Origin of the sequence: Microbacterium sp. NPDC091382 (genome assembly GCF_044757025.1) — a bacterium.
In the GTDB taxonomy this organism is placed as follows: Bacteria; Actinomycetota; Actinomycetes; order Actinomycetales; family Microbacteriaceae; genus Microbacterium.
This window is the reverse complement of record NZ_JBIVUD010000002.1, coordinates 268,696-292,653: the sequence shown is the minus strand read 5'-3', so window position 1 is coordinate 292,653 and position 23,958 is coordinate 268,696. Positions and strand designations below refer to the sequence as shown.

The window sequence follows — 23,958 nt, the reverse complement described above, 5'->3', positions numbered from 1 at the left end:
GCGGGGCGCGGGCCGATCAGCGGACGGGGAGCGTCCGCGGCCGCCACGCCTCGCGGCGCGCCTCGAACTGCGCGATCTGGTCTTCGCTGCGCAGCGTGAGCCCGATGTCGTCGAGCCCTTCGAGAAGCCGCCACCTAGTGTAATCGTCGATGTCGAAGGACGCCCGGAGGTCGCCGACCTCCACTGTCCGTGTCTCGAGGTCCACCGAGATCGCGCGGCCCGGTTCGGCCTCGAGGGCGCCCCACATCGCCTCGAGGACGTCCTCGGTGACCACTCCGGTCACGAGACCCTGCTTGCCGGCGTTGCCGCGGAAGATGTCGGCGAACTTCGTACTGAGGACGACGCGGAAGCCGTAATCCCGAAGAGCCCAGACGGCGTGCTCGCGGCTGGAGCCGGTGCCGAAGTCGGGTCCGGCGACGAGGACGGATCCTTCTCGGTAGGCATCTTGGTTGAGGACGAATGCGGGGTCCTGCCGCCAGTTGGCGAAGAGTGCGTCATCGAAACCCGTCTTGGTGACCCTTTTGAGGTACACGGCGGGGATGATCTGATCCGTGTCGACGGCAGAGCGCTTCAGGGGCACGCCGACGCCGGTGTGGCGGGTGAACTTCTCCATGTCAGGCCTCCGTCAGGGTCAGTGCGTCGAGATCGCTGGGGCTCGCGAGCCGGCCGAGGACGGCCGTGGCCGCGGCGACGAGCGGGGACACGAGGTGCGTGCGACCGCCCTTGCCCTGCCGGCCTTCGAAGTTGCGATTGCTCGTCGACGCGCAGCGCTCCCCCGGCGCCAGCTGGTCAGGGTTCATCCCGAGGCACATCGAGCACCCGGCGAATCGCCATTCCGCGCCGAATTCCGTGAAGACCTTGTCGAGTCCTTCGGCCTCTGCCTCGAGACGCACTCGGGCAGAACCCGGGACGACCATGACACGGACGCCCGGAGCCTTGGTCCGCCCATGCACGATGGACGCGAACTGGCGGAGGTCCTCGATACGGCTGTTCGTGCACGAGCCCATGAAGACGGCATCCACCGCTACGTCCTTCAGCGCCGTGCCGGGCGCGAGATCCATGTACTCGAGGGCACGCTCGGCCGCGGCGCGCTCGTTGGCGTCGGTCATCTGCGCGGGGTCCGGGATGACGCCGCTCAACGAGACGCCCTGGCCGGGATTCGTGCCCCAGGTCACGAAGGGCTCGAGGTCGTCGGCGTCGAGGAAGACCTCCGCGTCGTAGACCGCCCCCTCGTCCGAAGGCAGTGTGCGCCAGTAGGCGACCGCGTCGTCCCAGTCGGCGCCTCGGGGGGCGTGCGGCTTGTCTTTGACGTACGCGAAGGTGGTCTCATCGGGTGCGATCATGCCCGCGCGGGCGCCCGCCTCGATGGACATGTTGCACATGGTCATGCGCCCCTCCATCGAGAGCGAGCGGATGGCCGAGCCGCGGAACTCGAGCACATAGCCCTGACCGCCGTTGGCACCGATCTTCGCGATGATCGCGAGGATGATGTCCTTCGCGGTGACACCGGCCCTGAGCGTCCCCTCAACCGTGATCGCCATCGTCTTGAAGGGCTTGAGCGGCAGCGTCTGCGTCGCCAGGACGTGCTCGACCTCGCTCGTGCCGATGCCGAACGCCATGGCGCCGAACGCGCCGTGCGTCGATGTGTGCGAGTCGCCGCAGACGACCGTGATCCCCGGCATGGTCAGACCGAGCTGGGGTCCCACGACGTGGACGATGCCCTGTTCCCTGTCCCCCAGCGAGTGCAGGCGGACGCCGAACTCCTCGGCGTTGCGGCGGAGCGTTTCGATCTGGGTCCGGCTCGTGAGATCGGCGATCGGCTTGTCGATCTCAAGGGTCGGCGTGTTGTGGTCCTCGGTCGCGATCGTCAGGTCCAGGCGACGCACAGGGCGCCCCTCCGCGCGCAGGCCGTCGAAGGCCTGCGGGCTCGTGACCTCGTGCACGAGGTGGAGGTCGATGTAGATGAGGTCGGGGCTGCCGCCCTCACCCTTCACGACGAGGTGGTCGTCCCACACCTTCTCGGCGAGGGTGCGAGGACGGTCGGGAATCGTGCTCATGGTGTCTCCTGATGTCGGATGGCGCCCGCGACGGCCTCCGCGACGAGAGAGGGCTCAGAACGAGATCTCGCCGCGGCCGATAAGGAGTCGAGCGGTCCGCACGGCGTCAGACTATCACCGGGTCCGCGGCGCGAGCGCGACGCCGGCCGCCGTTCGCCTCATCGAGAGGCATCCTCGTCCGACGGTCGCGAGTCGACCGACCTCGGTGTCCCTTGCTCCTTCGCGACGTCCTCCGCGTGGCCGACAGGTGTCGGACCGGTCGCCGGGACCGGCTCGCGAAGTCCGTCTCGCCGAGCGGCGATGAGGCTCGCGACGGTGGCGATGACCATCGATGCGATGATCACCCCGAGCGAGACCCACGTCGAGATCTCGGGCGCCCATTCGATGTGCTCGCCGCCGTTGATGAACGGAAGCTCGTTCTCGTGCATCGCGTGGAGGACGAGCTTCACGCCGATAAAGGCGAGGATGAACGCGATGCCGAAGTGCAGGTACTTGAGCCGGTCCAGCAGGCCCCCGAGGAGGAAGTAGAGCTGGCGCAGCCCCATGAGCGCGAAGATGTTCGCCGTGAAGACGATGAACGCGCTCTGGGTGATCCCGAAGATCGCCGGGATCGAGTCGATCGCGAAGAGCAGATCGGTCATGCCGAGCGCAGCGAAGACGATGATCATCGGGGTGAAGACCTTCTTGCCGTCGATGACGGTTCGCACCTTCGCACCGTCGTATTCCTCGGTGACTTTCATTCGGCGCCGTAGGAGACGCACGAGGAAGCTCTCCTTCTTCTCCTCGTCCTCCTCGTCGTCGCCGTCGAAGGCCTGCTTCCAGGCGGTGTAGATGAGGAAGGCACCGAAGAGGTAGAAGACCCAGCTGAACTGCTCGATGATGGCGGCGCCCAGCAGGATGAAGATGCCTCGGAGGATGAGCGCGATGATGATGCCGACCATGAGCACCTTCTGCTGTGCGGCGCGTGGCACAGAGAACTGACTCATGATCAGGACGAAAACGAAGAGGTTGTCGATCGACAGGCTGTACTCCGTGAGCCAGCCGGCCACGAACTGACCCGCATACTCCCCGTTGGTCACGACCAGCATCAGCAGGGCGAACAGCAGGGCGAGCCCGACGTAGAACACCACCCACAGGGTGGATTCCTTGGTTGAGGGAACATGCGGACGCTTGATGATCAACAGCAGGTCGGCGACGAGGATGAGCGTCAGCCCGACGAGCGAGCCGACCTCGAACCAGAGGGGGAGCTCCATGGGGGCCTTTCATGCGGGGGCGACCCCCAGAGTACCTTTCGAGGTGGCTGAGACGATCCCGTCAGCGGCGACACTCCCCCATCGACAGAACGAACGAGGATGCCATGGCCGACCCGCTCGCGAGGAGTGACGCGGACCTGGTGGCAGCCGCCGGTGGCGGCGACCAGCAGGCGTTCCGCGAGATCTATCGCGCCTACGCGCGTCCGGTCTACTGGCTCGCCCACGGGCTCCTCGGAGACACATCGGATGCGGAGGACGTCATGCAGGAGACCTTCCTGGTCGCGTGGCGGCGCCTGCCGACTCTCGACCTCGTCAGCGATTCGCTCCTGCCCTGGTTGGTGACCATCTGCCGGTTCCAGAGTGCGAACCGGATGCGGCGGCAGCGGCGTGACCGCCTGAACACGGATGCCGCCGCGGACGAGACGATCCCCGACACCGTCGACGTCGAGGACCAGGTCATCGGGTCGGCCCTCGCCGAGCGCGTGGTGGCCGAACTCGGCACGCTGTCGCCCCTGGACCAGCAGATCTTCCGGCTCTGCGCGACGGAGGGCTACGCCTACGCCGCGGCCGCCGAGGAATTGGGCGTCTCCCACGCCGTCGTCCGCAACCGCCTCTCGCGGGTCCGCACCCGGCTTCGGACCGTCGTCGGAACGGAGGGATCATGACCGGAGACGACATCGTGCTGCCCACCCTGACGCGGACCCGACAGGACGAGATCGAACGGGCGTTGTTCGCGGAGATCGCCGAGGAGGAACGACCTCGACGAGGGGAACGGGATCGGCGTCGTCGACGCGGATGGGCGTACGCCGGAGCAGCGGCAGCCGTCGTCGTTATCGCGGGATTCCTGGGTCCGGCACTCGGCGGTGGCGTGGGCAGCGACGGTGCGAGCTCTTCGGCGGGTGGTGCCACCTCGGAGGAATCCATCACGCGTCCGGACGGCGAGGGCACAGAGATGAGCGGCGGCACCCAGGACTTCGAGGACTCGGACGCGGCGGCGACGTCCGCCGGCGAGAGGGTCGTCGTCGCCCGGGCGGAGGCGCGCCTCGAGGCCGGTGACCCCGGCGCCGCCGCTGAGAAGATCGGGGACGGATCGCAGGCATCCGGCGGCTATGTCGAATCCCTGAACGTCACCGGTGCCCGGCCGGGCGGCACCGGCGAACCGGGCGACGCGCGGATCACGGTCCGCGTCCCGGCATCGACGCTCACGAGGTTCCTGCGGGACCTCGACGAGCTCGGCACCGTTCGCGCGATAGACATCTCGCGAAATGATGTCACCGCGGAGACGACGGACCTGCGGGCCCGGATCACGGCCCTCGAAACTTCCGTCGAGCGTCTGAGAGGGCTGATCTCGGCTGCCGCGACCACCGCTGATGTCCTCGCATCCGAGGATGCCCTCGCGCAACGCCAGGCCGAGCTCGACTCGCTGCGCGCGCAGGAGAAGGCGTTCTCGGATGACGTCGCCATGTCCACCGTGACGATCTCGATCTCCGTCCCCGGGCGGGCTGTAGCGGCCGAGCCCGAGGGCTTCGGCGACGGCGTGAGCACGGGCTGGAGCGCCCTCCTCGTGACCCTCAACGGCGTCGTGATCGGCCTGGGGTTCCTCCTCCCCTGGCTCGCCGTCGCGGCAGTCGTCATCCTCGTCGTACGGGTCGTGCGTCGCGTGCGCCGGAGTCGACGCGCCTCCGGCACGACGGACGGGTCCTGAGGCTCCCCCGACAACGACGAAGCCCCCGACCTGATGGTCGGGGGCTTCGTCATCTGTGTGACCCCAGCGGGATTCGAACCCGCGTTACCGCCGTGAGAGGGCGGCGTACTAGGCCGCTATACGATGGGGCCGTACTTTTCGTTCCCTCCCTGCGGAGGCAACCGTTCAATTATGCATGACGTTCACAGTCGTGCAAAATCGGCGCGCCCTTGCCAACGCCGGAGCGTTCTGAGTTGACTTGTCGTATGCGCATCACGAAGCACGAGCATGCCTGTCTCCGCCTCGACAACGAAGGGAAGACCCTTCTGATCGACCCGGGATCCTTCACCCTCCCCCTCGACGACCTGAATGATCTCGTCGGTGTCCTCATCACACACGAGCACCCCGACCACTGGACACCAGCGCAGCTCGATGCGGTCCGCGCGCAGGCGCCGAGCGTGCCGCTGTTCGGACCGGCCGGAGTCGCCGCCGCGGCATCCGACTACGACGTCACGACCGTGTCGGTCGGCGACGAGGTCGAGGCGGGCCCCTTCCGGATGCGGTTCTTCGGCGGGACGCACGCCGTGATCCACGAATCGATCCCGGTCATCGACAACCTCGGCGTCCTCGTCAACGATGAGTTCTACTACCCCGGAGACTCGTACGCCGTCCCCGACGGAGTGGAGGTCGGCCTCCTCGCCGCGCCTGTCGGTGCGCCGTGGCTGAAGATCGGGGAGGCCATCGACTACGTCCTCGCCGTGAAGCCTCGACGCGCATTCGGCACCCACGACATGACCCTCTCGCGAGCGGGCCTCGCGATGCACCGCGACCGCCTCAAGTGGGCGACCGAGCAGAACGGCGGCGAGTTCCTCGAGCTCGACCCGGGAGACTCCGCCGACATCTGACCGATCACCGGAACGACGGATGCCGCGGGGCTTTCGCTCCGCGGCATCCGTCGTTCGTGAGGGTCAGGACTCACTCGGCGTCGTGATCCGTCTCGATGAAGGCGACGAGCTTGTCGAGCGCCTCATCGGCACCCTCGCCCTCGGCCTTGAGGGTGACGACCGTGCCCTGCGTCGCGCCGAGGCCCATGAGCGTCAGGATGCTGCCGGCGTTCTGGTCAGGACCACCGGGGACGGCGATCGTGACGGGCACACCCGTCTCCTTGACCGCCTGCACGAAGAGCTTGGCGGGGCGGGCGTGCAGTCCGGAGCTGCTCGCGACGGTTGCGGTCCGTTCGGCCATGGTGGATCTTCCTCCTTGAGTCGGTATGACGAGACTATGCCGTGACGGCCACGGCGGGCGCATCGGCCTCGAGGGGGCGACGGCGCGCGTACCGCTTGAGCAGGACGACGGCGACGGCACTGACGACGGTGCCGATTGCGATCGACAGCAGCCAGAGCCAGAAGTTGTCGATGGCGAAGAAGACGAACACACCGCCGTGCGGTGCCCGTGACGTGATGCCGAAGAACATCGACAGCGCCCCGGTCACGGCGCCACCGAGCATCGCGGCGGGGATGACGCGGAAGACGTCGGCCGCGGCGAACGGGATGGCTCCCTCGGAGATGAAAGCGGCGCCGAGCAGCCAGGCCGCCTTGCCGTTCTCGCGCTCGGGCGCCGTGAACAGCTTGCGGCCGAGAACGGTCGACGCAAGCGCCATCGCGAGGGGCGGAACCATGCCCGCGGCCATGACGGCGGCCATGATCTGCAGGTACCGCTCGTCGCCCGCGATCCCCTGCGCGAGGTTCGCCGTCGCGAAGCCGTAGGCGACCTTGTTCACCGGCCCACCGAGGTCGAAGCACATCATGAGCCCGAGGATGACACCGAGCAGGATGACGCCGGCACCGGACAGGCTCGAGAGCCAATCGTTGAGGAGGACGGTCAGCGCCGCGATGGGGCCGCCGAACACCATGAGGAGGAGGCCCGACGCGAAGATGGATCCGAGCAGCGGGATGATGACGACCGGCATGAGGCCCCGCAGCCAGCGCGGAACGTCGAGGCGGTTGAGCCACCATGCCGCCAGACCGGCGAGCAGACCGCCGACGATGGCGCCGATGAAGCCGGCACCCATAAAGGTCGCGACGGCGCCGGCGACGAAACCGGGCGCGATACCCGGCCGGTCGGCGATGCCGTAGGCGATGTAGCCGGCCAGTGCGGGGACCAGGAACCCGAAGGACAAGCCACCGATCTGGAACGCCACAGCGCCGAGGTAGTACCCGAGACCCTCCGGCGGCAGATTCCACAGCGTGAAGTTCTGCAGCGCGTAGACCGCGTTGTTGACGTCCGCACCCTCGTGCGGCGACGCGATCTGGTAGCCGGCGAGAGCGAACCCGAGCGCGATGAGAAGACCGCCGCCGGCGACGAACGGGATCATGTAGCTCACACCTGTGAGAAGCGCGCGCCGGATGGCGCCGCCGAGCGAGGTCGGTGCCGCGGCACTGGCGGTCGCGGTGCCGGAGGCGGCCGGAACGCGGGGCGCGTTCGGGCTCTTCGCGGCGGCCACGGCTTCGCGGATCATCTGCGCGGGCTGTTCGATGCCGCGCTTCACGCCGGCCCGGACCACCGGCTTGCCGGCGAAACGAGCCTGCTCACGGACGTCGACGTCGACGGCGAAGATGACGGCGTCGGCCTCGTCGATGATGCGCTGGTCGATCGCCTTGTAGCCGCTCGATCCCTGCGGCTCGACGGTGAGGTCGACGCCGTCCTTCCTGCCCGTCGCGGTGAGCGCGTCCGCGGCCATGAACGTGTGCGCGATTCCCGTCGCGCACGCGGTGACGGCGACGATCCGCGCCGGACGCCCGTCGATCAGGAGCGCGTCGTCGACGGCGGCTGCATCGACGGTGTCGGCAGCGGCCGCACGTGCCTCCGCGCGAGAGGCGGGCGCCTCCGCGGCGGCCGGGGCGCCGGAGATCGCGTCGCGGACGATGGCGACGACCTCGTCGGCGTTCGATGCGGCGCGGAGACCGGCGGTGAAGTCATCGCGCATGAGGCTGCGAGCGAGCTTGGACAGCACCGCGAGGTGTTCCTCGGCGGCAGTGTCGGGAGCCGCGATGAGGAAGACGAGATCGGCGCCGCCGTCCTCCGCTCCGAAGTCGACTCCCGGGTTCAGGCGGGCGAAGGCCAGTGACGCCTGCGTGACCGCTGCGCTCTTGGCGTGCGGGATGGCGATGCCACCGGGAAGCCCGGTCTCGTCCTTCTCCTCGCGCGCCCACGCGTCGTCGGCGAGGCGGGCCCCGTCGGTGGCCCTCCCCTGTGCGGCGACGCGCTGCGCGAGCGCGTCGATGACGGCGCGCTTGTCGGCGCCGAGCGGCTCGTCGATGCTGACGAGTTCCGCGGTGATGATCTCAGTCACGGTGACCTCCAGTGGTCGGGTTTTCCTGCTGCGTGAGTCGTCGGACCGGCACCTCGCCGGTCGACAGGTCGTTCGGGGTCGGGGGTTGGGTTCCGGGAAGCGAGGCGGCGGCCGATCCGTAGCGGATGCCGGAGCGCAGCCGCTCCTGCGGTGAGGCACCGACCGTCTCGGCGAGGAGGTACCCGGCGAGAGAGCTGTCGCCGGCACCGACGGTGCTCCGGACCCGCGTCGGCGGTGGTGTCCCGTGCCAGCTGCCGTCGGCGGTCACGAGAACGGCGCCGTCGCCCCCGAGGGTGACGAGCGCTGCCCCGACGGCCCCCGGAACGAGGTCCGAGGCGATCGCGACGACTGCCTGCGGCAGGCTGAGCGTGGGATCCAGGTCCCGTCCGGCGAGTTCCGCCAGCTCCTCGTCGTTGGGCTTGATGAGGTCGGGACGCCCCGAAGCCACCGCCTCGGCCAGCGCGGGACCCGACGTGTCGACGGCGATGCGCGGCGCGGCGGCACCCCACACCGATCTGACGGACTCGATGACGCTGACGTAGTAGTCCTCGGGAAGCCCCGGCGCGAGAGAACCTGCGAGAACGAGCCAGTCGGCCCCCTCGGCGGCGGCGACCACGGCGGCGGTGAGAGCCGCGGCATCCGACTCGGTGAACGTCGCGCCGGGGAGGTTCAGCTTCGTCGTGGTGCCGGCGTCGTCGGCGATCGTGATGTTGGCGCGTGTGGCACCGTCGTGCGGAACGGTCTGCACGGGGATGCCGGTCGCTTCCAGGGCTCCGGCGAAGGCATCGGAGGGGTCCAGCGGGAGCACTGCGAGAGTGGGACGACCAGCGGCAGCGACGACCCGTGCGACGTTGATGCCCTTTCCGCCCGCGTCTTCGCGCGCGCCGAGCGCCGCCTGCACCTCGCCGACGCGGAGCGGATCTTCGAGTGAGATGGTGCGGTCGAGCGACGGGTTCGTGGTGAGCGTGACGATCATGCGACGACGACCTCCACGTCGGCCTCGCGGAGCGCGTCCGCGAGCGCGCCCTCGGGTGTCGTATCGGTCAGGAGCACATCGACGTCCGAGAGTGACGCGAACGAGACGAGGAGCTCGGCGTCGAACTTGTCGCCGTCGGCGACCACGACGATTCGACGGGCGGACGTGACAATGGCGCGCTTGACGGCCGCTTCGTCGGGATCCGGCGTGCTGAGCCCGAAACCGGCGGCGACACCGTTGGTGCCGATGAAGGCGATGTCCGGCCGCAGGCGGGCGATGGCCTCCACGGTCTGAGCGCCGACGGCCGCCGCGGTGAGTCCGCGGACCCGCCCGCCGATCGCGGTCAGACCGATCCCCTGCGCGCCCGCCAAGATGTGAGCGACCGACATCGAGTGAGTGACGACCTCGAGGTCGCCGGCGGGATGCGGTCCCGTGGCGAGAAGCTGTGCGATCGCACCGGTCGTGGTCCCGGCATCCAGGTACAGGGCACCGTCCAGTTCGGAGCCGAGCAGATCGACCGCCGCGCGGGCGATGGACTGCTTGGATCCACTGCGCTGCGAGGCGCGCTCGGCGACGGATGCCTCGGCCGTGCTGGCGCGGGCGCGGTGGACCGCTCCCCCGTGGACGCGCCGAACGACGCCGGCCCGTTCGAGAGCGGCGAGATCGCGGCGCACGGTCTCAGTCGTGACGTTGAAGCGGTCGGCGAGGTCCATGACGGCTACGCGGCCGTCGCTGGCGATCAGCTGCTCGATCTGCTGCTGGCGCTCCGTTGCGTACATGTGGTCCTCCTCGAACAAGTCCACACGTTACAACAGAAACCAACACGAAACAAGAATGAGATACAGAACGACGCCCCCGGCCGGAGCCGGGGGCGTCGTCGTGGTGGCGGGGGCTCAGGCCTCGCTCATGGCGAGGACCTCGCGCTGGCCGCGAGCCGCGAGTGCGGCGGCACGGGCGGCGATGCGACGCTCCTGCTCCGCCTGCGCGGCGTCGATGGTCTCCTGGTCGAGCGGAACGCTCTCGACCTTGTTCACGCCGTTGTACTTCTCCATGTAGGCGTCGAGCTCGGGGCCCGACTCCCACGACGTGATGAGGCAGTACCGGGGAGCGTCACCCGGGTGGTACGCGGCGTGCCAGAGGCGCTGCGTGTCGATGACGAGCTGTGCGCCCGCAGGCAGAGCGATGCGCGTCTCGCCGTTCGGGTCGGTGCGGTTGTCGCGCAGGACGAAGAAGCTGTCCTTGTCGTCGGTGAGGTTGAAGAAGCTGCGGACGACCCAGCCGGTCCCGTCGGGGTTCAGGCGGTTGTTGTCATCCTGGTGCAGGTTGTACAGCGCGTCGGCGTACGTGTTGGGCTGCAGTTCGATGATCCGGCACCGACCGACGTTCGAGCCGGGCTCGAGGGCGCGCTCGGTGAGGGTGGGAGCCTTCTCGGTCTGCGACGGGATCCAGACGCCGTCCTTGTCGGTGCGCGGCGGCTGGTGGTTCCAGAATCCGTTGCACTCGATCTCACCCTTGGCCGACGCCAGCGGCGCGAACCGAGTGTCGCCGGAGGACTTCCAATCGACGTACTCGATGTCGAGCCACTCCTTGGGATCGATTTCCTTGCCGTACATGTCGAGGACGACGTACCCGGTCTCCTCGAGCAGAGCACTCTTGATGTAACCCATGCGGATCAACCTTTCTGTCGGACGAGCGAAGTTTTTACAGGCCCGACTTAGGTCAGCCTACCTAGCGGCTCTGAGACCGTCAGTAGACTCGACCGGGAAAATTCGAGGAGCGATTCGAGGAACATGAGCAGCGCCACGAACGTCGATGCGACCGCCGTCAACACGATCGATTGGCTCTCCGCCTCGGACACCACGATCGTCGTGCCGGTGTATCAGCGGCAGTACCGCTGGGACATCGGCGGATGCGAGCAGCTGCTCGCCGACGTCCGCGCCGTGGCTGCCAGTGACGACGGGCAGACGCACTTCATCGGTTCCATCCTGTCGACGGCGAGCACGTCGGCGGATGACGACGCGCACCTCGTCCTCATCGACGGACAGCAGCGCGTCACGACGCTCATGCTGCTCATCGCCGCCCTCCATCACACGCTCCGAGAGGACGACCCCTCGCTCGCGGTGGAACTCGAAACCGTGTTGGTTCGCCGCGACGATCCCGCGCGGACCAAGCTCCGGCCGCACCGTGCCTGGGCGGAGGTCTTCGAGAGTGTCGTCCTCGACCGCCGCTCCCCCGAGGACGCGGACCGGGTGTCGCGCTTCGACGACAACTACGCCTTCTTCCGCAGCCAGATCCGCGCCGACGAGGCGGCCGGCATCTGGCGCGGGCTGCGCAAACTCGAGCACGTCTCGATCACCCTCGGCGCAGGAGCCAACGCGCAGCAGACCTTCGAGAGCCTCAACTCGACGGGCGAGCCGCTGCGCGACCACGAGCTCATCCACAACTACGTGCTCATGGGCCTCTCGCACGCCGAGCAGAGCGAGATCGAGAGCGAATACTGGCTTCCGATCGAGGCCAACACCGGTGAGCAGATCGGCGCGTTCTGGCGCGACTACCTGGTGATGCTCACGGGTCGCGAAGTCCTCGTCGAGGGCGAGCGCGGCGTTTACGACGCCTTCCGCCACGAGTTCCCCCGCCTCGACCGCGGGACTCTGCTGACGCACGCGGCCCGGTGGCGCGAGCTGTCCGAGATCTACCGACTCCAGCTCGACCCGGCCGCAGCGGACGATGCCGCCATCGCGCGCCACTTCGGGGCCATCAATGTGCTCGGCCGCGGTATGTACCCGATCGCGATGCGGCTGTACCGCGACCACCTGCACGGTGAGCTCTCGGCATCCGATCTGTCTCTCGCCCTCACTCACGTCGAATCGCTCCTGCTGAGGCGGACCGTGGTCGGCCTGCCGATCGAGCGTCTCGTGGCACGGTTCTGTCGCGCGGCGGACGACGGCGTGGACGCACTGACCCTGGCCATCGCACGCATCACGCCGTCGGATGAGCGCACCCGGGTCGGCCTCCGTTACGGCGAACTCCCGCATGCGGCCTTCGTGCTCGAGCGCCTCTCCGGGATCGACGCCGACGCGGACCTCGTCCTCGACCAGGTCCTGCCGGCGTCCCCGTCCGATGACTGGAGCGGCGACGGCATCCGCCGGTGGACGGATCTCACCGACGACGAGCAGAACGCGCACCGGGCGCTGGCGAACACGCTCGGCAATCTCACGCTGCTCGAGGAGGATGCTGCGGACCGCGCATTCGACGCGTCGTTCCCGCAGAAGCGCCGTGTCTACGCCAGCAGCTCGGTCGCCCTCACCCGGGAGATCGCGGAAGCCGAGACGTGGTCGACGGCGCAGATCGCCGCGCGCACCGAGCAGTTGACCGCCCGTTTCATGGATGCCTGGCGCCGCCCCGCCGTCGTGGGCATCGACGACGACAACCTGACCCCGATCCTCGACGCGAAGAAGCGACGTGGGTGGCCTCGTGGTTGGCAGCGGGAGTTCGACTACGTCGAGTACCGCGGCGAGCACTGGGACGTCCGCGACGTGCGCTACCTCTTCAACCGCGTGTTCGCCCGGTTGTGGGCGGACTCACGCCGGAGCGTCGTCGACTACAGCGCGCGCCAGGGCGGTCCGGTGTATCCCGCGATGGCGTGGAACGGCCAGTGGGATCAGTTGGGTGATGGTCAGTACCTGTATCTCGGGTGGGACTCGAAGTACATGCTCTCCGCGGTCCAGGGCGTGCTTGAAGAGGCCGGCTGGGCGTCGGAGGTCTTCGTCAAGTACTCCTACATCGGCGACGCGATGCGGTGACCCGCTACACCCCGACGCGATAGGTTGGGGCCATGCCTGCGAGCCAACGCCAGCCCCGACCCGGGGCGGCGATCGAGAGAAAGGCTCGCATCCATGGTGCGTTCACCCCTGTGCAGACTGCTGTTCCGCCTCTTCGGACATCGCGTCTGCTGTCGCCTGCCTGAATGGACCGCGTGCGTCGGGCGCGCTTGGCGGCCTGTCGACGAGGAGCCGTGGAACCTCTACAACATCCTGTGGCGGGCGCAGCAGTGGGTCTGCGTGGGCATCGAGTGAGCCGGTCGTTCTGATGCGGTGAAGATCAGTCGCCGTCGGCTCCGCCGTCACCCTCGGGGGCGGCGGAGCCGACCGGGATCTCGATCCACGTCGCTGTCGCGGGCGTCGCAGACAGGAGGTCCGGTGTCCACCCGCCGACCGCCGGTCCCTCCCCGAGTCGATCGATCGGGTTCGCCGGCTCCAACGGTTCGGACGGGAGTCCGCCCCACTCGGACGGTTCTTCGGGTCGCTGCGTAAAGAGTCCCATGCGTCCATTGTGCGCCTGCGCGGGAGGCTCGGACAGCTCTTGCAGGAAACGCAAAGACCCCCGCCGGAGCGGGGGTTTTTCGTCTTGCTGGGGTACCTGGACTCGAACCAAGAACAACGGAACCAGAAACCGCCGTGTTGCCAATTACACCATACCCCACCGGATCCGGCCGGAACCGTTCCGAGGATCAAGCTTAGCCCACGGCGCGGTCCCGGCCAAACCGAGGCATCAGCCGCGTGTCGCCTTCAATTTCTCGAGGCGGGCGATCGACACGTCCTTGCCCAGGAGCTCCATCGACTCGAACAGCGGCGGAGACACACGTCGTCCACTGAGCGCGACGCGCGCGGGCCCATAGGCGACGCGAGGCTTCAGCCCCAGTCCGTCGATGAGCGAGCCCGCGAGTGCTGCCTGGATCGTCTCGGCGCGGAAATCGTCGACGGGAACACCGTCGAGGGCATCGATGGATGCGGCGAGCACCTCGGCTGCGTTGGCGGGCAGACCCTTCAAAGCGTCCTCGTCGTAGGTATCGACGTCGCGGAAGAGGAAGCCGAGGAGTCCTGGTGCCTCACCGAGCATCTGCATGCGCTCCTGGACGAGCGGCGCGGCCTTGGCGAGCATCTCGCGCTGCACATCGGTGGGAGGCGTGCTGACGACACCGGCACCGACCAGGTACGGCACCAACCGCGAAGCGAAGTCCTCGGGCTCCAGCATCCGGATGTGGTCGCCGTTGATCGACTCGGCTTTCTTCTGGTCGAACCGGGCCGGGTTGGGGTTGACGTTCACGATGTCGAAGGCCTCGATCAGCTCCTGACGCGTGAACACATCGCGGTCGGAGGCGATGGACCAGCCGAGCAGGGAGAGGTAATTGAGCAGACCTTCGTGGATGAAGCCCTTCTCGCGCTGCAGGAAGAGGTCGGCCTTCGGGTCGCGCTTGGAGAGCTTCTTGGTGCCCTCCTCCCCCAGCACCAACGGCATGTGCGCGAAGCGCGGCACGAAGTCCGTCACGCCGGCGTCGATCAGCGCGCTGTAGAGGGCGAGCTGACGCGCCGTCGAGGGCATGAGGTCCTCGCCGCGGAGGACGTGGGTGATCCCCATGAGCGCATCGTCGACCGGGTTGGTGAACGTGTACAGCGGGATGCCGCCGGCGCGGACCACCACGAAGTCGGGGAACGATCCGGCGGGGAAGGTGACCTCGCCGCGGATGAGGTCGACGTAGGTGACGTCCTCGTCGGGCACCCGCAGGCGCCATGCAGGCTCGCGTCCCTCGGCGCGGAAGGCGGCCTTCTGCTCGTCGGTGAGGGTGCGGTCGTAGTTGTCGTACCCGAGCTGCTTGGCGCGTCCCGCAGCGGCGTTCCGCGCGTCGATCTCCTCGGCGGTCGAGTAGGACTCGTAAACGGCGCCGCTCGCGATCAGCTTGTCGAGCACCTCGCGGTAGATGTCGTGACGCTGCGACTGCCGGTAGGGCTCATGCGGTCCGCCCTTCTCGACGCCTTCATCCCAGTCGATTTCGAGCCACGTGAGCGCGTCGACGAGCTGACGGTAGCTCTCCTCGCTGTCGCGGGCGGCGTCGGTGTCCTCGACGCGGAAGATCATCTTGCCGCCCGTGTGCCGCGCATAGGCCCAGTTGAAGAGGGCCGTGCGGACCATCCCGACGTGCGGGAGGCCGGTGGGTGAGGGGCAGAAACGGACGCGGACGTCCGAGCCGGAAGCGGTCGTGGTGAGGGTGTGCGGTGCAGTCGACATCGCCGTCCAGTCTACGGCCGCGCCTCCGACCGGCCAGCGAGCTCAGCGGCGGGCGTAGGGAGAGAGGACGGTGATCGCGACGACGATCGCGAGAGCGACGAGCGCAAGTCCGCCGTAGCCGATGAGGCTCAGGACGCCGCCCGCCAGGACCGAGCCGATCGCCGCCGACAGTGTCATCGCCGTGTCGCTGCGCCCCTGTCGGCGCGGGCGGAGCTCGGTGGGTGTGGCCTCCGTCAGCAACGCGGCGCCACCTACCGTCGCGGCGCTCCACCCGAGACCGAGCAGTAGGAGTGCCACGAGCACGGCCGTGGGCGAGTTCGGCGCGATCGCCGCTGTGACGAGCGATGCGGCGAGGATCGCCTGGCCAAGGAGGATCGTCTGCAGCCTCCCCCACCGGTCCGCGAGGATGCCGAACACCGGTGACAGGCCGTACATCCCGAACACGTGCAGGGCGATCGTGACGCCGACGATCGTCGTCACGTTCGCGGGGTCGAGGTGGGACAGGTGCACGGGGGTCATCGCCATGACTGAGGCCATCGTCACGTGCGATCCGGCCACGGCGAACACGGCGTATCGGGCGGCGGCCGGGCGATCCACTTCGACGATGCGGGTCGCACCGGCATCCCTCGTGCGTGCGAGCTGCTGCGCGACCTTCAGGGGATCGGGACGGAGGGCGACGAGGTAAAGGACGAGGGCGAGCGTCTGCGCGACGATCGAGAACGCGTACGAGCCGGTGAGCGGCGGCATCCCGAGCCAGTGACCGACAGCCTCGCCGGGCGTCAGCATGAGCGGGCCGACGACCCCGCCCACTGTCGTCGCCCACACCACGGTCCCGAGGTCGCGTCCGCGCCGCCCCTGCACCGAGAGATCGGTGGCGGCGAATCTCGACTGCAGGTTGCCCGCATTCCCGGCGCCGATGAGGATGACGCCGACGAGCAGCAGCGGGAAGAGGCGGAGCGCTGCCGCCGTGATGACGACCGCGATACCGACGAGGGCGAGGAGGTTCCCAAGGGTCAGAGCACGTCGGCGTCCTTGCGCCGCAGCGAGACGTGCGAGCGGGATCGCACACAGCGCGGCACCGAGGGTGACGGATGCCGTCGCGAACCCCGAGAGCGACTCCTGTCCCGACAGGTCAGCCGCGAGCAGGGCACCGAGCGACACCGTGGACCCGAAGGCGACGCCGCCCAGCACCTGCCCGACGGCGAGAACGCCGACGGTGCGCCGCTGGATTCGGGCGACGTCGAGCGCCGAGAGAGTGGGGTCGCCCCCGTCAGGCATTCCGCGCCGTGTTGCGCAGGATGCCGAGACCCGAGATCTCCACTTCGAGCACATCACCGGCGTGGAACTCGCCGATCCCCGCCGGCGTGCCCGTGAGGATCACGTCGCCCGGCAGGAGGGTGAACGCGGCCGACGCGTAGGCGATGATCTCGGGGACCGAGTGGACCATGTCGGAGATGGGTCCGTCCTGACGCACCTCGCCGTTGACGCGGGAGACGATTCGCGCACCGCCGTCGAGGTCGAACTCGGTCTCGATGATCGGACCCAGCGGGCAGAAGGTGTCGAAGCCCTTTGCGCGCGACCACTGGCCGTCGGAGCGCTGCAGGTCGCGAGCGGTGATGTCGTTGCCGATCGTGTATCCGAAGACGTAGTCGAGGGCCTTCTCGGCCGGGACGTTCTTCGCGACACGGCCGATCACGACGGCGAGCTCGCCCTCGTAGTCGGTGCGCTGGGACTGCGGCGGCCGCACGATGGCGTCGTCGGGACCGATGACCGACGTGTTCGGCTTCAGGAAGAGCAGGGGCTCGGTCGGGGCCTCCCCGCCCATCTCGGCGGCGTGGTCCCGGTAGTTCTTGCCGACGCACACGATCTTCGATCGCGGGATCGACGGAGCCAGGAGGGTGATCTCGGCGAGCGGGATGCGCTCACCCGTCGTCTCGAAACCGGCGAACAGGGGGTCGCCGGCGAGTTCGACGACCTCCTTCTCATCGATGATCCCGTAGCGGATGGCTTCGTTGCGGCTGTAGCGGACGATGCGCACGGCTCAGCCGTCCAGCCGGGTCAGCCAGCCGTGCACGTCTTCGGCGCGGCCGTACTGGATGTCGGTGAGATGCTGGCGCAGCTCGAGCGCGAGCGTGCCGGTGGGCTGCTCCTCCTCGAAACCGGACGCCTTCAGCGCACCGATCGGGGTCACGACCGCAGCGGTGCCGCACGCGAACACCTCGACGATCTCGCCCGACGCGACACCTTCGCGCCATTCGGCGAGAGACACCGGACGGCGCTCGACTCGATGTCCCCTGTCTTCCGCGAGCTGCAGGATCGAGTTGCGCGTGATGCCGGCGAGAATCGACTCCGATTCGGGCGTCACGAGCGTTCCGTCCTTCTTGACGAAGACGACGTTCATGCCGCCGAGCTCCTCGACGTTGCCGTCCTCATCGAGGAAGACGACCTGGTCGCAGCCCTTCTCGTACGCCTCGGCCTGGGGCAGGAGGCTCGCGGCGTAATTGCCGCCGGTCTTCGCCGCTCCCGTGCCGCCCTTGCCGGCACGCGCGTAATCCTCGCTCAGCCAGATCTTGACGGGGGTGACGCCGCCCTTGAAATATGCGCCGGCCGGGCTGGCGATCACGTAGTAGGCGACCTTCTCCGCGGGGCGAACGCCGAGGAAAGCCTCCTTTGCGAACATGAAGGGGCGGAGGTAGAGGCTCTGGTCGTCCCCAGAGGGGACCCAGGCGCCGTCGACGGCGATCAGCTCGCGAAGCGACTGCAGGAAGTACTCCGCCGGGAGTTCGGGCAGTGCCATCCGTCGCGCCGAACGCTGCAGGCGTGCAGCGTTCTCGTCGGGCCGGAAGGTGTGGATGGAACCGTCCGCGTGACGGTACGCCTTGATGCCCTCGAAGATCTCCTGGCCGTAGTGCAGCACGGCCGCCGCCGGCGACAGCGAGATGGGGCCGTAGGGCGAGACGCGGGGGCGGTGCCAGCCGCCCTTCGACGACCAGCAGATGTCGACCATGTGGTCGGTGAAGTTGGTGCCGAATCCGGGATTGGCGAGGATCTCCTCGCGGGCGGACGGCGACGCCGCAGCCAGGTTCTTCGTCACCGAGAAGGTGAGCGGGGCGGCGGTTGAGTCGGTGAGGGTCATGTCATTCCTGTTCCTCGCGCGGTGTCTGCGCGACGCGCATCCCCTCAGATTACGCCCGGAGGCGTGCGGTGATGGCGTCGCCGACCTGCGCGGTCGTGCGGGCTGAGCCGTCCCTCGCTTCGATGTCCTCGCGGGCCGCGCGGGTGACGCGCTGCGCCTCGTCGCTCAGCCCGAGGTGCTCGAGGAGAAGGGCGACGGAGAGGATCGCGGCGGTGGGGTCGGCGATCTGCTGTCCGGCGATGTCGGGCGCGGAACCGTGCACGGGCTCGAACATCGACGGGAACGCGCCGTCGGGGTTGATGTTCCCCGAAGCGGCGAGGCCGATGCCTCCGGTGACGGCGCCGGCCAAGTCGGTCAGGATGTCGCCGAAGAGGTTGTCGGTGACGATCACATCGAAGCGGCCCGGGTTCGTGACCAGGAAGATCGTCGCCGCGTCGACGTGCAGGTAGTCTACGGCGACGCCGGGGTGCTCCTGCGCCACTTCGTCGACGATCCGCTTCCACATCCCGCCCGCGTGGACCAGCACGTTCGTCTTGTGGACGAGCGTCAGCTTCTGACGACGCTTCTCGGCCTGGGCGAAGGCGAACCGAACTACGCGTTCGATGCCGTACGCCGTGTTCACGGACGTCTCGTTCGCGATCTCGTGCGGGGTCCCCGTGCGGATCGAGCCCCCGTTGCCGACGTAGGGCCCCTCCGTGCCCTCGCGGACGACGACGAAGTCGATCTCCCCGGGGTCGGCGAGCGGCCCGGACGCGCCCGGATAGAGCACCGAGGGCCGCAGGTTCACGTAGTGGTCGAGGGCGAAGCGGAGCGTCAAGAGCAGGCCCCGCTCGATGTTCGCGTCCTTCAGCCGGGGATCTCCCGGTGTCCCACCGACCGCGCCGAGGAGGATCGCGTCGTGGGAGGCGATGGCGGCGAGGTCCTCGTCCGTGAGGGTGTCGCCGGTCTCGAGGTAGCGCGCGGCGCCCAGCGAGAACCGGGTCCTCTCGAAGCGGACTTCCGTACCGTCGGTGACGGCGTCGAGGACCTTCTCGGCCTCTGCGACGACCTCGGGACCGATGCCGTCTCCGGGGATGACGGCCAGCTTCACGACGCGCGACATCGCTCTCCTCGTGTGTGGGGGACCCCCTGCGTCAGTGCTCGACGTGCGGGGTGCGGGTCCCCTTCAGCGTAGTGGCCGCGATGACGGCCGCGCAGACGACGAGAGCCGCGCCGATGATCGAGGTCACGCCGACACCGGAGTCGAAGGCCGATGCTGCGGCGTCCACCACGCGCTGGCCGAGTCCCGTCGGCAGGCCCTCGGCGGCGGTGACTGCTCCGCCCAACGTCTCGCGGGCGGCTGCCGCCGTCCCCGGCGGAACACCGTCGGGCAGCACGATACCGGAGCGGTACAGGGCGGTGAGGATGCCGCCGAGCACCGCCGTTCCCAGAACGGCCCCGAGCTCGTAGGCCGTCTCCGAGACGGCGCTCGCGGCTCCGGCCTTCGCCGGCGGAGCAGTGGCGAGGATCAGCTCGTTCGAGACCGTCTCGGCCGCACCGATGCCGAGGCCGAGGAGGCCGAAGGCGGCGATGAGCGTGCCGAGGGCCGCGGCATCCGTCGACACGGCGATGACGAGGTATGCGGCGACCGACAGTGCCAGCGCGACCGGCACGACGATCCGCGGCGAGACGCGGCGGGAGATCGGGACGACGGTGAGACCCGAGACGATCATGAGCACGAGCCCCGGGACGAGTGCGAGCCCCGCCTGCAGAGGGCTGAGACCCACGATCAGCTGCAGATGCTGAGTCACGAAGTAGAGGAAGCCGACCAGGGCGACGACGCTCAGCAGATTGACGAGCAGGGCCCCCGTGAAGGCGCCCTTTCCGAAGAGTCGCATGTCGAGCATCGGCGCGTCTGAGCGCAGTTGACGGCGGACGAACATCCCGCCGAAGACCAGTCCCGCGAGGACGAGGACGAGCGGGAGGACGCCGGGACCGTGGACCGCGGACTCCTTGATCGCGTAGACGATCGGCACCATCGTCGCCATGCTGAGCAGAATGCTGAGCGGGTCGATGCGGCCGGGCTTCGGATCGCGACTCTCGGGCACGAGGATCGGTGCGAGGATCAGCAGCGGAATGAGGACCGGCACGGCCAGGAGGAAGACGGATCCCCAGGCGAAGTGCTCGAGCAGCAACCCGCCGACGATCGGCCCCAGCGCGGAGCCCGCCGAGAACATCGACGCCCAGACGGCGATCGCGAGCCGGCGCTGGTCGCGGTCGGTGAAGATGCTGCGCAGGAGCGACATCGTCGAGGGCATGAGCATCGCGCCGAACAGCCCCATCGCCGCGCGCGCGACGATGAGCAGCTCTGCGGAGGTTGCGAACGCCGCCAGCGCGGAGATCGTCGCGAACCCGGTCGCACCGATCATCAGGAGCCGGCGACGCCCGAGACGGTCCCCCAAGGAGCCCATCGTCACCAGGAGGCCGGCCAGGACGAGCGGGTACACGTCGATGATCCACAACTGCTGCGCGCTCGTGGGGGTCAGGTCGCGTGCGATCTCGGGGAGCGCGAAGCTCAGCACCGTGTTGTCAACCGATACGAGGAGCACCGGCAGCATCAGCACCGCCAGTGCGGCCCAGCCGCGCCATCCCTGTCGTGCTCCGGCCGCGTCGGCCACTCGGATCTCTTCCGTCAACGTCATGATTTATACACCGTCCAGCCGGTATAGTAACAGAATCGTCATCGGACGGCGAGAGGATCGAACACGTGAGCAGACCACCGCGGGCGCGCGAAAGCGTCCTGGACGCCTTCGAAGCCGCCCTGATCGACGACGGAGCCCGCGGCGCCACGATGGACGCCGTCGCGGCGGCAGCGGGAGTCTCCAAAGGCGGTCTGCTGTACCACTACGCGACGAAGGAGGCGCTCGAAGCAGCCCTGATCGAGCGGATGCGTCGCCTCGTCGATGCCGACGTCGAAGAGATGCTCCGCTCCCCCGACGGCATCATCGACGTCTTCGTCCGCACCTCGGTGCAGTCGGACACCCCACTCGACCGTGCGATCGTCGCGACCTCCCGCCTGGCGCAGACGGGCCACGACGCGGCATCCGTCGCTCTTCGTGACGCGCGACGCGTGTGGGAGGACGCCCTCCGCCCCCACACCCGCGACGAGAGCGCGTTGCAGCTCGTCCTGCTCGTCAGCGACGGGCTCTACTTCAACAGCGCACTCGCCACGCAGGGGGTCCCCGGGCCCATCCCGCAGGGCGACGATCTCGACGCGCTCATCGCTCTCGTCGAGCGCGCCGCCCGCTGACCCGCTCCCCCGTCGCGAAGGACGACCGTACGCGGCGTGTCGCGACAGGGGAACGAGGGATGCCGGTCGGTCAGACCTCGGTGAGCTCGATCTGGCGGAACAGGTCGGCCTGCACGGATGCGCGGAGCTCGTCGAGCATCGGCTCGGGGATCGGCGAGTCGACCGTCAGCACCGACAGGGCGCGGCCGCTCGCGTCGGGACGCGCGACCTGGAGCCCCGCGATGTTGATGCCCGCTTCACCGAGCTTCTGGCCGTAGATCGCGACGATGCCGGGTCGGTCGGCGTACCGCATGACGACGTGGTATCGATCGATGGGGACCTCGACCTCGTAGCCGTTGATTCCGACGACCTTCGGCACCATGCGGGTGCCGGCGAGGGTGCCCTCGACGGTGAGTACGGTGCCGTCCGAGAGCGTGCCGCGCAGGATGGTGATGTTGCGGTACAGCGGGCTCTCGGACTCGACGATCAGCCGGGTCTCGATGCCGCGCTGCTCGGCGAACAGCGGCGCGTTCACGTAGGAGACGTTCTCGCTCACGATGTTCGTGAAGATCCCCTTGAGTGCCGCCAGGCGGTAGACGCTGACGTCGTAGTCGGCCAGCTCGCCACGGACCTCGATGTCGAGGCTCGTGAGCGCGCTGGGGGCGAGGCCCGTGAAGATCTGGCCGAGCTGCTCGACGAGCGCGATGCCGGGACGCACGAACGGGTCGATGACGCCGCCGGCGACGTTCACGGCATCCGGGACGAGGTCGCCCTCGAGCGCGAGCTTGACGGACTTCGCAACCGAGACGCCCGCCTTCTCCTGTGCCTCTTCGGTCGAGGCCCCGAGGTGGGGCGTGACGATGACGTTCGGCAGGGACAGCAGCGGGAAGGCCGTGCCGTCCTCCTTCGGCGGCTCGCTCGTGAAGACGTCGAGGCCCGCGCCGGCGATCTGGCCGGTGGTGAGCGCCGTGTGCAGCGCCTCTTCGTCGATGAGGCCGCCGCGGGCGACGTTCACGACGTACGCGGTGTCCTTCATGATCTCGAACTGCGCCGCGCCGATCATGCCTGTCGTCTCGGGGGTCTTCGGCATGTGGATCGTGACGAAGTCGCTCGTCTTCAGGAGCTCGTCGAGCCCGAGGAGCTGGACGCCCAGCTGCTGCGCGCGGGTCGGAGTGACGTACGGGTCGTAGGCGACGACCGAGACGCCGAAGGCCTGGAGCCGCGCGGCGATGAGCGCGCCGATGCGGCCGAGCCCGATGATGCCGACCGTCTTCTCGAAGAGCTCGGTGCCGGTGAAGGACGACCGCTTCCAGGCACCCGCGGCGAGCGAGGCGTGCGCGGCCGGGATGTGACGGGCGAGGCTCAGGATGTGGCCGACGGTGAGCTCGGCGGCCGAGATGATGTTGGAGGTCGGCGCGTTCACGACCATGACGCCGGCGCTCGTGGCCGCCTTGATGTCGACGTTGTCGAGACCGACGCCCGCGCGCGCGATGACCTTGAGCGACGGAGCCGCGGCGATCGCTTCGGCATCCATCTTCGTGGCGGAGCGGATGAGGACGGCGTCCGCGTCGGCGAGGGCCGGGAGGAGCGCGGCCCGGTCGGCGCCGTCCACGGATCGGACCTCGAAGTCGGGGCCCAAGGCCTCGATCGTGGCGGGAGAGAGTTCTTCGGCGATCAGGACGACAGGCTTGGGCACGGCAGACCTTCGGGTACGCGAGTGTGGATCGCCGCGAGGCCGGCCGGGCTGGGTCCGACGACGGTACGCGGCACCGTCAGCCTAGCGAATCGGATCGCACCGCTCCGACCGTGTGACGGGCTTCAGGAGCCGAAGAGAGAGTTCCCGTTGGTGATCGCGAACGTGAGGACGTTCAGCCAGAAGACCCCGACAAGGCCGAGGCCCACGAGCAGGATCGCGGCGAGGTGCAGCAGCGGGCGTCGACGACCGAGGACGACCCCCGCGATGTAGACGATGATCGGGAAGACGACCGGAAAGGCGAGGAACGCCCACCCGGCTCCGGTCAGACCCTCGACCGCCGTGGCCTGCGCGACGAGGAAGGCGACAGCGGTCCAGACGGCGTACGCGTAGAAGAGCCCGAAGACGCCGGCGACGGTGGCCCGCAGCCAGGACGGTACGCGATGAACGGTGGGGGAAGACGTCGTCACGGG

General features: G+C 68.7%; 23 protein-coding genes and 2 tRNA genes. 6 read left to right on the top strand and 19 right to left on the bottom strand.

The window, feature by feature from the left end:
• Nucleotides 1–16: 16 nt before the first annotated feature.
• The 3 genes from leuD to ACIQLK_RS08840 all read right to left on the bottom strand — a co-directional run bounded on the left by leuD (nt 17) and on the right by ACIQLK_RS08840 (nt 3,310).
• The gene (gene leuD / locus ACIQLK_RS08850; RefSeq protein ID WP_400364284.1) at nt 17–613 is read right to left on the bottom strand and encodes a 3-isopropylmalate dehydratase small subunit; all 597 of its coding nucleotides are present in this window, start codon (nt 611–613) and stop codon (nt 17–19) included.
• Nucleotide 614: 1 nt separating this feature from the next.
• On the bottom strand, nt 615–2,057 hold the full coding sequence (leuC, locus tag ACIQLK_RS08845) for a 3-isopropylmalate dehydratase large subunit (RefSeq protein ID WP_400364283.1): 1,443 nt from the start codon (nt 2,055–2,057) through the stop codon (nt 615–617).
• A gap of 158 nt (nt 2,058–2,215) precedes the next feature.
• Nucleotides 2,216–3,310 (bottom strand): TerC family protein, encoded by a 1,095-nt coding sequence (locus ACIQLK_RS08840; RefSeq protein WP_400364281.1) that lies wholly within the window; start codon nt 3,308–3,310, stop codon nt 2,216–2,218.
• A gap of 104 nt (nt 3,311–3,414) precedes the next feature.
• Here ACIQLK_RS08840 and ACIQLK_RS08835 point away from each other — a divergent pair, with 104 nt between their 5' ends.
• Entirely contained in the window at nt 3,415–3,975 is a 561-nt protein-coding gene (locus tag ACIQLK_RS08835; RefSeq protein WP_400364278.1) for an RNA polymerase sigma factor, read from the top strand.
• Nucleotides 3,972–5,015, top strand: coding sequence for a DUF4349 domain-containing protein (locus tag ACIQLK_RS08830; protein ID WP_400364277.1), 1,044 nt, complete (start codon nt 3,972–3,974; stop codon nt 5,013–5,015). Before ACIQLK_RS08835 ends, ACIQLK_RS08830 begins: the two co-directional genes overlap by 4 nt.
• Nucleotides 5,016–5,073: 58 nt before the next feature.
• Here ACIQLK_RS08830 and ACIQLK_RS08825 read toward each other — a convergent pair.
• Nucleotides 5,074–5,146 (bottom strand) — tRNA-Glu (locus ACIQLK_RS08825).
• Between the two features lie 114 nt (nt 5,147–5,260).
• Here ACIQLK_RS08825 and ACIQLK_RS08820 point away from each other — a divergent pair.
• Nucleotides 5,261–5,899 carry an MBL fold metallo-hydrolase gene (locus ACIQLK_RS08820; RefSeq protein ID WP_400364276.1) on the top strand — a complete coding sequence of 213 codons (639 nt, stop codon included), beginning with the start codon at nt 5,261–5,263 and terminating at the stop codon, nt 5,897–5,899.
• Nucleotides 5,900–5,969: 70 nt separating this feature from the next.
• Here ACIQLK_RS08820 and ACIQLK_RS08815 read toward each other — a convergent pair whose 3' ends face one another.
• The 5 genes from ACIQLK_RS08815 to ACIQLK_RS08795 all read right to left on the bottom strand — a co-directional run bounded on the left by ACIQLK_RS08815 (nt 5,970) and on the right by ACIQLK_RS08795 (nt 10,989).
• Nucleotides 5,970–6,239, bottom strand: a complete 270-nt coding sequence (locus ACIQLK_RS08815) for an HPr family phosphocarrier protein (protein WP_018188079.1) — start codon at nt 6,237–6,239, stop codon at nt 5,970–5,972.
• 34 nt (nt 6,240–6,273) lie between these two features.
• Entirely contained in the window at nt 6,274–8,346 is a 2,073-nt protein-coding gene (locus tag ACIQLK_RS08810; protein ID WP_400364274.1) for a fructose-specific PTS transporter subunit EIIC, read from the bottom strand.
• Complete coding sequence (locus ACIQLK_RS08805; protein WP_400364272.1) at nt 8,339–9,322, bottom strand: 1-phosphofructokinase family hexose kinase; 984 nt, start codon at nt 9,320–9,322, stop codon at nt 8,339–8,341. Before ACIQLK_RS08805 ends, ACIQLK_RS08810 begins: the two co-directional genes overlap by 8 nt.
• Nucleotides 9,319–10,101: a DeoR/GlpR family DNA-binding transcription regulator gene (locus ACIQLK_RS08800; protein WP_400364270.1), complete on the bottom strand. Its 783-nt coding sequence runs from the start codon at nt 10,099–10,101 to the stop codon at nt 9,319–9,321. Before ACIQLK_RS08800 ends, ACIQLK_RS08805 begins: the two co-directional genes overlap by 4 nt.
• Nucleotides 10,102–10,215: 114 nt before the next feature.
• Nucleotides 10,216–10,989: a hypothetical protein gene (locus tag ACIQLK_RS08795; protein ID WP_400364268.1), complete on the bottom strand. Its 774-nt coding sequence runs from the start codon at nt 10,987–10,989 to the stop codon at nt 10,216–10,218.
• A 123-nt stretch (nt 10,990–11,112) separates the two neighbouring features.
• Here ACIQLK_RS08795 and ACIQLK_RS08790 point away from each other — a divergent pair, with 123 nt between their 5' ends.
• On the top strand, nt 11,113–13,125 hold the full coding sequence (locus tag ACIQLK_RS08790) for a DUF262 domain-containing protein (RefSeq protein ID WP_400364266.1): 2,013 nt from the start codon (nt 11,113–11,115) through the stop codon (nt 13,123–13,125).
• A 93-nt stretch (nt 13,126–13,218) separates the two neighbouring features.
• The gene (locus ACIQLK_RS08785) at nt 13,219–13,398 is read left to right on the top strand and encodes a hypothetical protein (RefSeq protein WP_400364264.1); all 180 of its coding nucleotides are present in this window, start codon (nt 13,219–13,221) and stop codon (nt 13,396–13,398) included.
• Between the two features lie 25 nt (nt 13,399–13,423).
• Here the strand turns inward: ACIQLK_RS08785 and ACIQLK_RS08780 are convergent, their stop codons facing one another.
• The 8 genes from ACIQLK_RS08780 to ACIQLK_RS08745 form a co-directional block, all read right to left on the bottom strand.
• On the bottom strand, nt 13,424–13,645 hold the full coding sequence (locus tag ACIQLK_RS08780; protein WP_400364263.1) for a hypothetical protein: 222 nt from the start codon (nt 13,643–13,645) through the stop codon (nt 13,424–13,426).
• 87 nt (nt 13,646–13,732) lie between these two features.
• A tRNA-Gln gene (locus ACIQLK_RS08775) sits at nt 13,733–13,804 on the bottom strand.
• Nucleotides 13,805–13,873: 69 nt separating this feature from the next.
• Nucleotides 13,874–15,388 carry a glutamate--tRNA ligase gene (gene gltX / locus ACIQLK_RS08770; protein ID WP_400364261.1) on the bottom strand — a complete coding sequence of 505 codons (1,515 nt, stop codon included), beginning with the start codon at nt 15,386–15,388 and terminating at the stop codon, nt 13,874–13,876.
• Nucleotides 15,389–15,430: 42 nt separating this feature from the next.
• Nucleotides 15,431–16,666, bottom strand: coding sequence for an MFS transporter (locus ACIQLK_RS08765; protein ID WP_400364259.1), 1,236 nt, complete (start codon nt 16,664–16,666; stop codon nt 15,431–15,433).
• The gene (locus ACIQLK_RS08760) at nt 16,659–17,426 is read right to left on the bottom strand and encodes a fumarylacetoacetate hydrolase family protein (protein WP_400364257.1); all 768 of its coding nucleotides are present in this window, start codon (nt 17,424–17,426) and stop codon (nt 16,659–16,661) included. The genes ACIQLK_RS08765 and ACIQLK_RS08760 overlap by 8 nt, the downstream gene beginning before the upstream one ends.
• Nucleotides 17,427–17,429: 3 nt before the next feature.
• The gene (locus ACIQLK_RS08755; RefSeq protein ID WP_400364255.1) at nt 17,430–18,524 is read right to left on the bottom strand and encodes a branched-chain amino acid aminotransferase; all 1,095 of its coding nucleotides are present in this window, start codon (nt 18,522–18,524) and stop codon (nt 17,430–17,432) included.
• Between the two features lie 49 nt (nt 18,525–18,573).
• Nucleotides 18,574–19,626 (bottom strand): 3-isopropylmalate dehydrogenase, encoded by a 1,053-nt coding sequence (locus ACIQLK_RS08750; RefSeq protein WP_400364253.1) that lies wholly within the window; start codon nt 19,624–19,626, stop codon nt 18,574–18,576.
• A 31-nt stretch (nt 19,627–19,657) separates the two neighbouring features.
• Nucleotides 19,658–21,205, bottom strand: a complete 1,548-nt coding sequence (locus ACIQLK_RS08745; protein ID WP_400364251.1) for an MFS transporter — start codon at nt 21,203–21,205, stop codon at nt 19,658–19,660.
• Nucleotides 21,206–21,270: 65 nt separating this feature from the next.
• On the opposite strand from ACIQLK_RS08745, the gene ACIQLK_RS08740 reads away from it, so the two are divergent.
• A complete protein-coding gene (locus ACIQLK_RS08740) occupies nt 21,271–21,813 on the top strand; it encodes a TetR/AcrR family transcriptional regulator (RefSeq protein WP_400364250.1) in 543 nt (180 codons plus the stop codon).
• 70 nt (nt 21,814–21,883) lie between these two features.
• Here the strand turns inward: ACIQLK_RS08740 and serA are convergent, their stop codons facing one another.
• Together serA and ACIQLK_RS08730 are read right to left on the bottom strand one after the other, a co-directional pair.
• The gene (gene serA / locus ACIQLK_RS08735; RefSeq protein WP_400364249.1) at nt 21,884–23,488 is read right to left on the bottom strand and encodes a phosphoglycerate dehydrogenase; all 1,605 of its coding nucleotides are present in this window, start codon (nt 23,486–23,488) and stop codon (nt 21,884–21,886) included.
• 122 nt (nt 23,489–23,610) lie between these two features.
• A complete protein-coding gene (locus tag ACIQLK_RS08730; protein ID WP_400364247.1) occupies nt 23,611–23,955 on the bottom strand; it encodes a hypothetical protein in 345 nt (114 codons plus the stop codon).
• Nucleotides 23,956–23,958: the final 3 nt, after the last annotated feature.

Bases quoted from the DNA above. Each gene is read 5' to 3' on its own strand.
- ACIQLK_RS08780 (WP_400364263.1), bottom strand. From the start codon at position 13,645: ATGGGACTCTTTACGCAGCGACCCGAAGAACCGTCCGAGTGGGGCGGA.
- ACIQLK_RS08800 (WP_400364270.1), bottom strand. From the start codon at position 10,101: ATGTACGCAACGGAGCGCCAGCAGCAGATCGAGCAGCTGATCGCCAGC.
- ACIQLK_RS08815 (WP_018188079.1), bottom strand. From the start codon at position 6,239: ATGGCCGAACGGACCGCAACCGTCGCGAGCAGCTCCGGACTGCACGCC.
- ACIQLK_RS08790 (WP_400364266.1), top strand. From the start codon at position 11,113: ATGAGCAGCGCCACGAACGTCGATGCGACCGCCGTCAACACGATCGAT.
- leuC (WP_400364283.1), bottom strand. From the start codon at position 2,057: ATGAGCACGATTCCCGACCGTCCTCGCACCCTCGCCGAGAAGGTGTGG.
- ACIQLK_RS08750 (WP_400364253.1), bottom strand. From the start codon at position 19,626: ATGTCGCGCGTCGTGAAGCTGGCCGTCATCCCCGGAGACGGCATCGGT.
- ACIQLK_RS08805 (WP_400364272.1), bottom strand. From the start codon at position 9,322: ATGATCGTCACGCTCACCACGAACCCGTCGCTCGACCGCACCATCTCA.
- ACIQLK_RS08840 (WP_400364281.1), bottom strand. From the start codon at position 3,310: ATGGAGCTCCCCCTCTGGTTCGAGGTCGGCTCGCTCGTCGGGCTGACG.
- leuD (WP_400364284.1), bottom strand. From the start codon at position 613: ATGGAGAAGTTCACCCGCCACACCGGCGTCGGCGTGCCCCTGAAGCGC.
- ACIQLK_RS08785 (WP_400364264.1), top strand. From the start codon at position 13,219: ATGGTGCGTTCACCCCTGTGCAGACTGCTGTTCCGCCTCTTCGGACAT.
- gltX (WP_400364261.1), bottom strand. From the start codon at position 15,388: ATGTCGACTGCACCGCACACCCTCACCACGACCGCTTCCGGCTCGGAC.
- ACIQLK_RS08820 (WP_400364276.1), top strand. From the start codon at position 5,261: ATGCGCATCACGAAGCACGAGCATGCCTGTCTCCGCCTCGACAACGAA.
- ACIQLK_RS08795 (WP_400364268.1), bottom strand. From the start codon at position 10,989: ATGGGTTACATCAAGAGTGCTCTGCTCGAGGAGACCGGGTACGTCGTC.
- ACIQLK_RS08765 (WP_400364259.1), bottom strand. From the start codon at position 16,666: ATGCCTGACGGGGGCGACCCCACTCTCTCGGCGCTCGACGTCGCCCGA.
- ACIQLK_RS08830 (WP_400364277.1), top strand. From the start codon at position 3,972: ATGACCGGAGACGACATCGTGCTGCCCACCCTGACGCGGACCCGACAG.
- ACIQLK_RS08755 (WP_400364255.1), bottom strand. From the start codon at position 18,524: ATGACCCTCACCGACTCAACCGCCGCCCCGCTCACCTTCTCGGTGACG.
- ACIQLK_RS08745 (WP_400364251.1), bottom strand. From the start codon at position 21,205: ATGACGTTGACGGAAGAGATCCGAGTGGCCGACGCGGCCGGAGCACGA.
- ACIQLK_RS08835 (WP_400364278.1), top strand. From the start codon at position 3,415: ATGGCCGACCCGCTCGCGAGGAGTGACGCGGACCTGGTGGCAGCCGCC.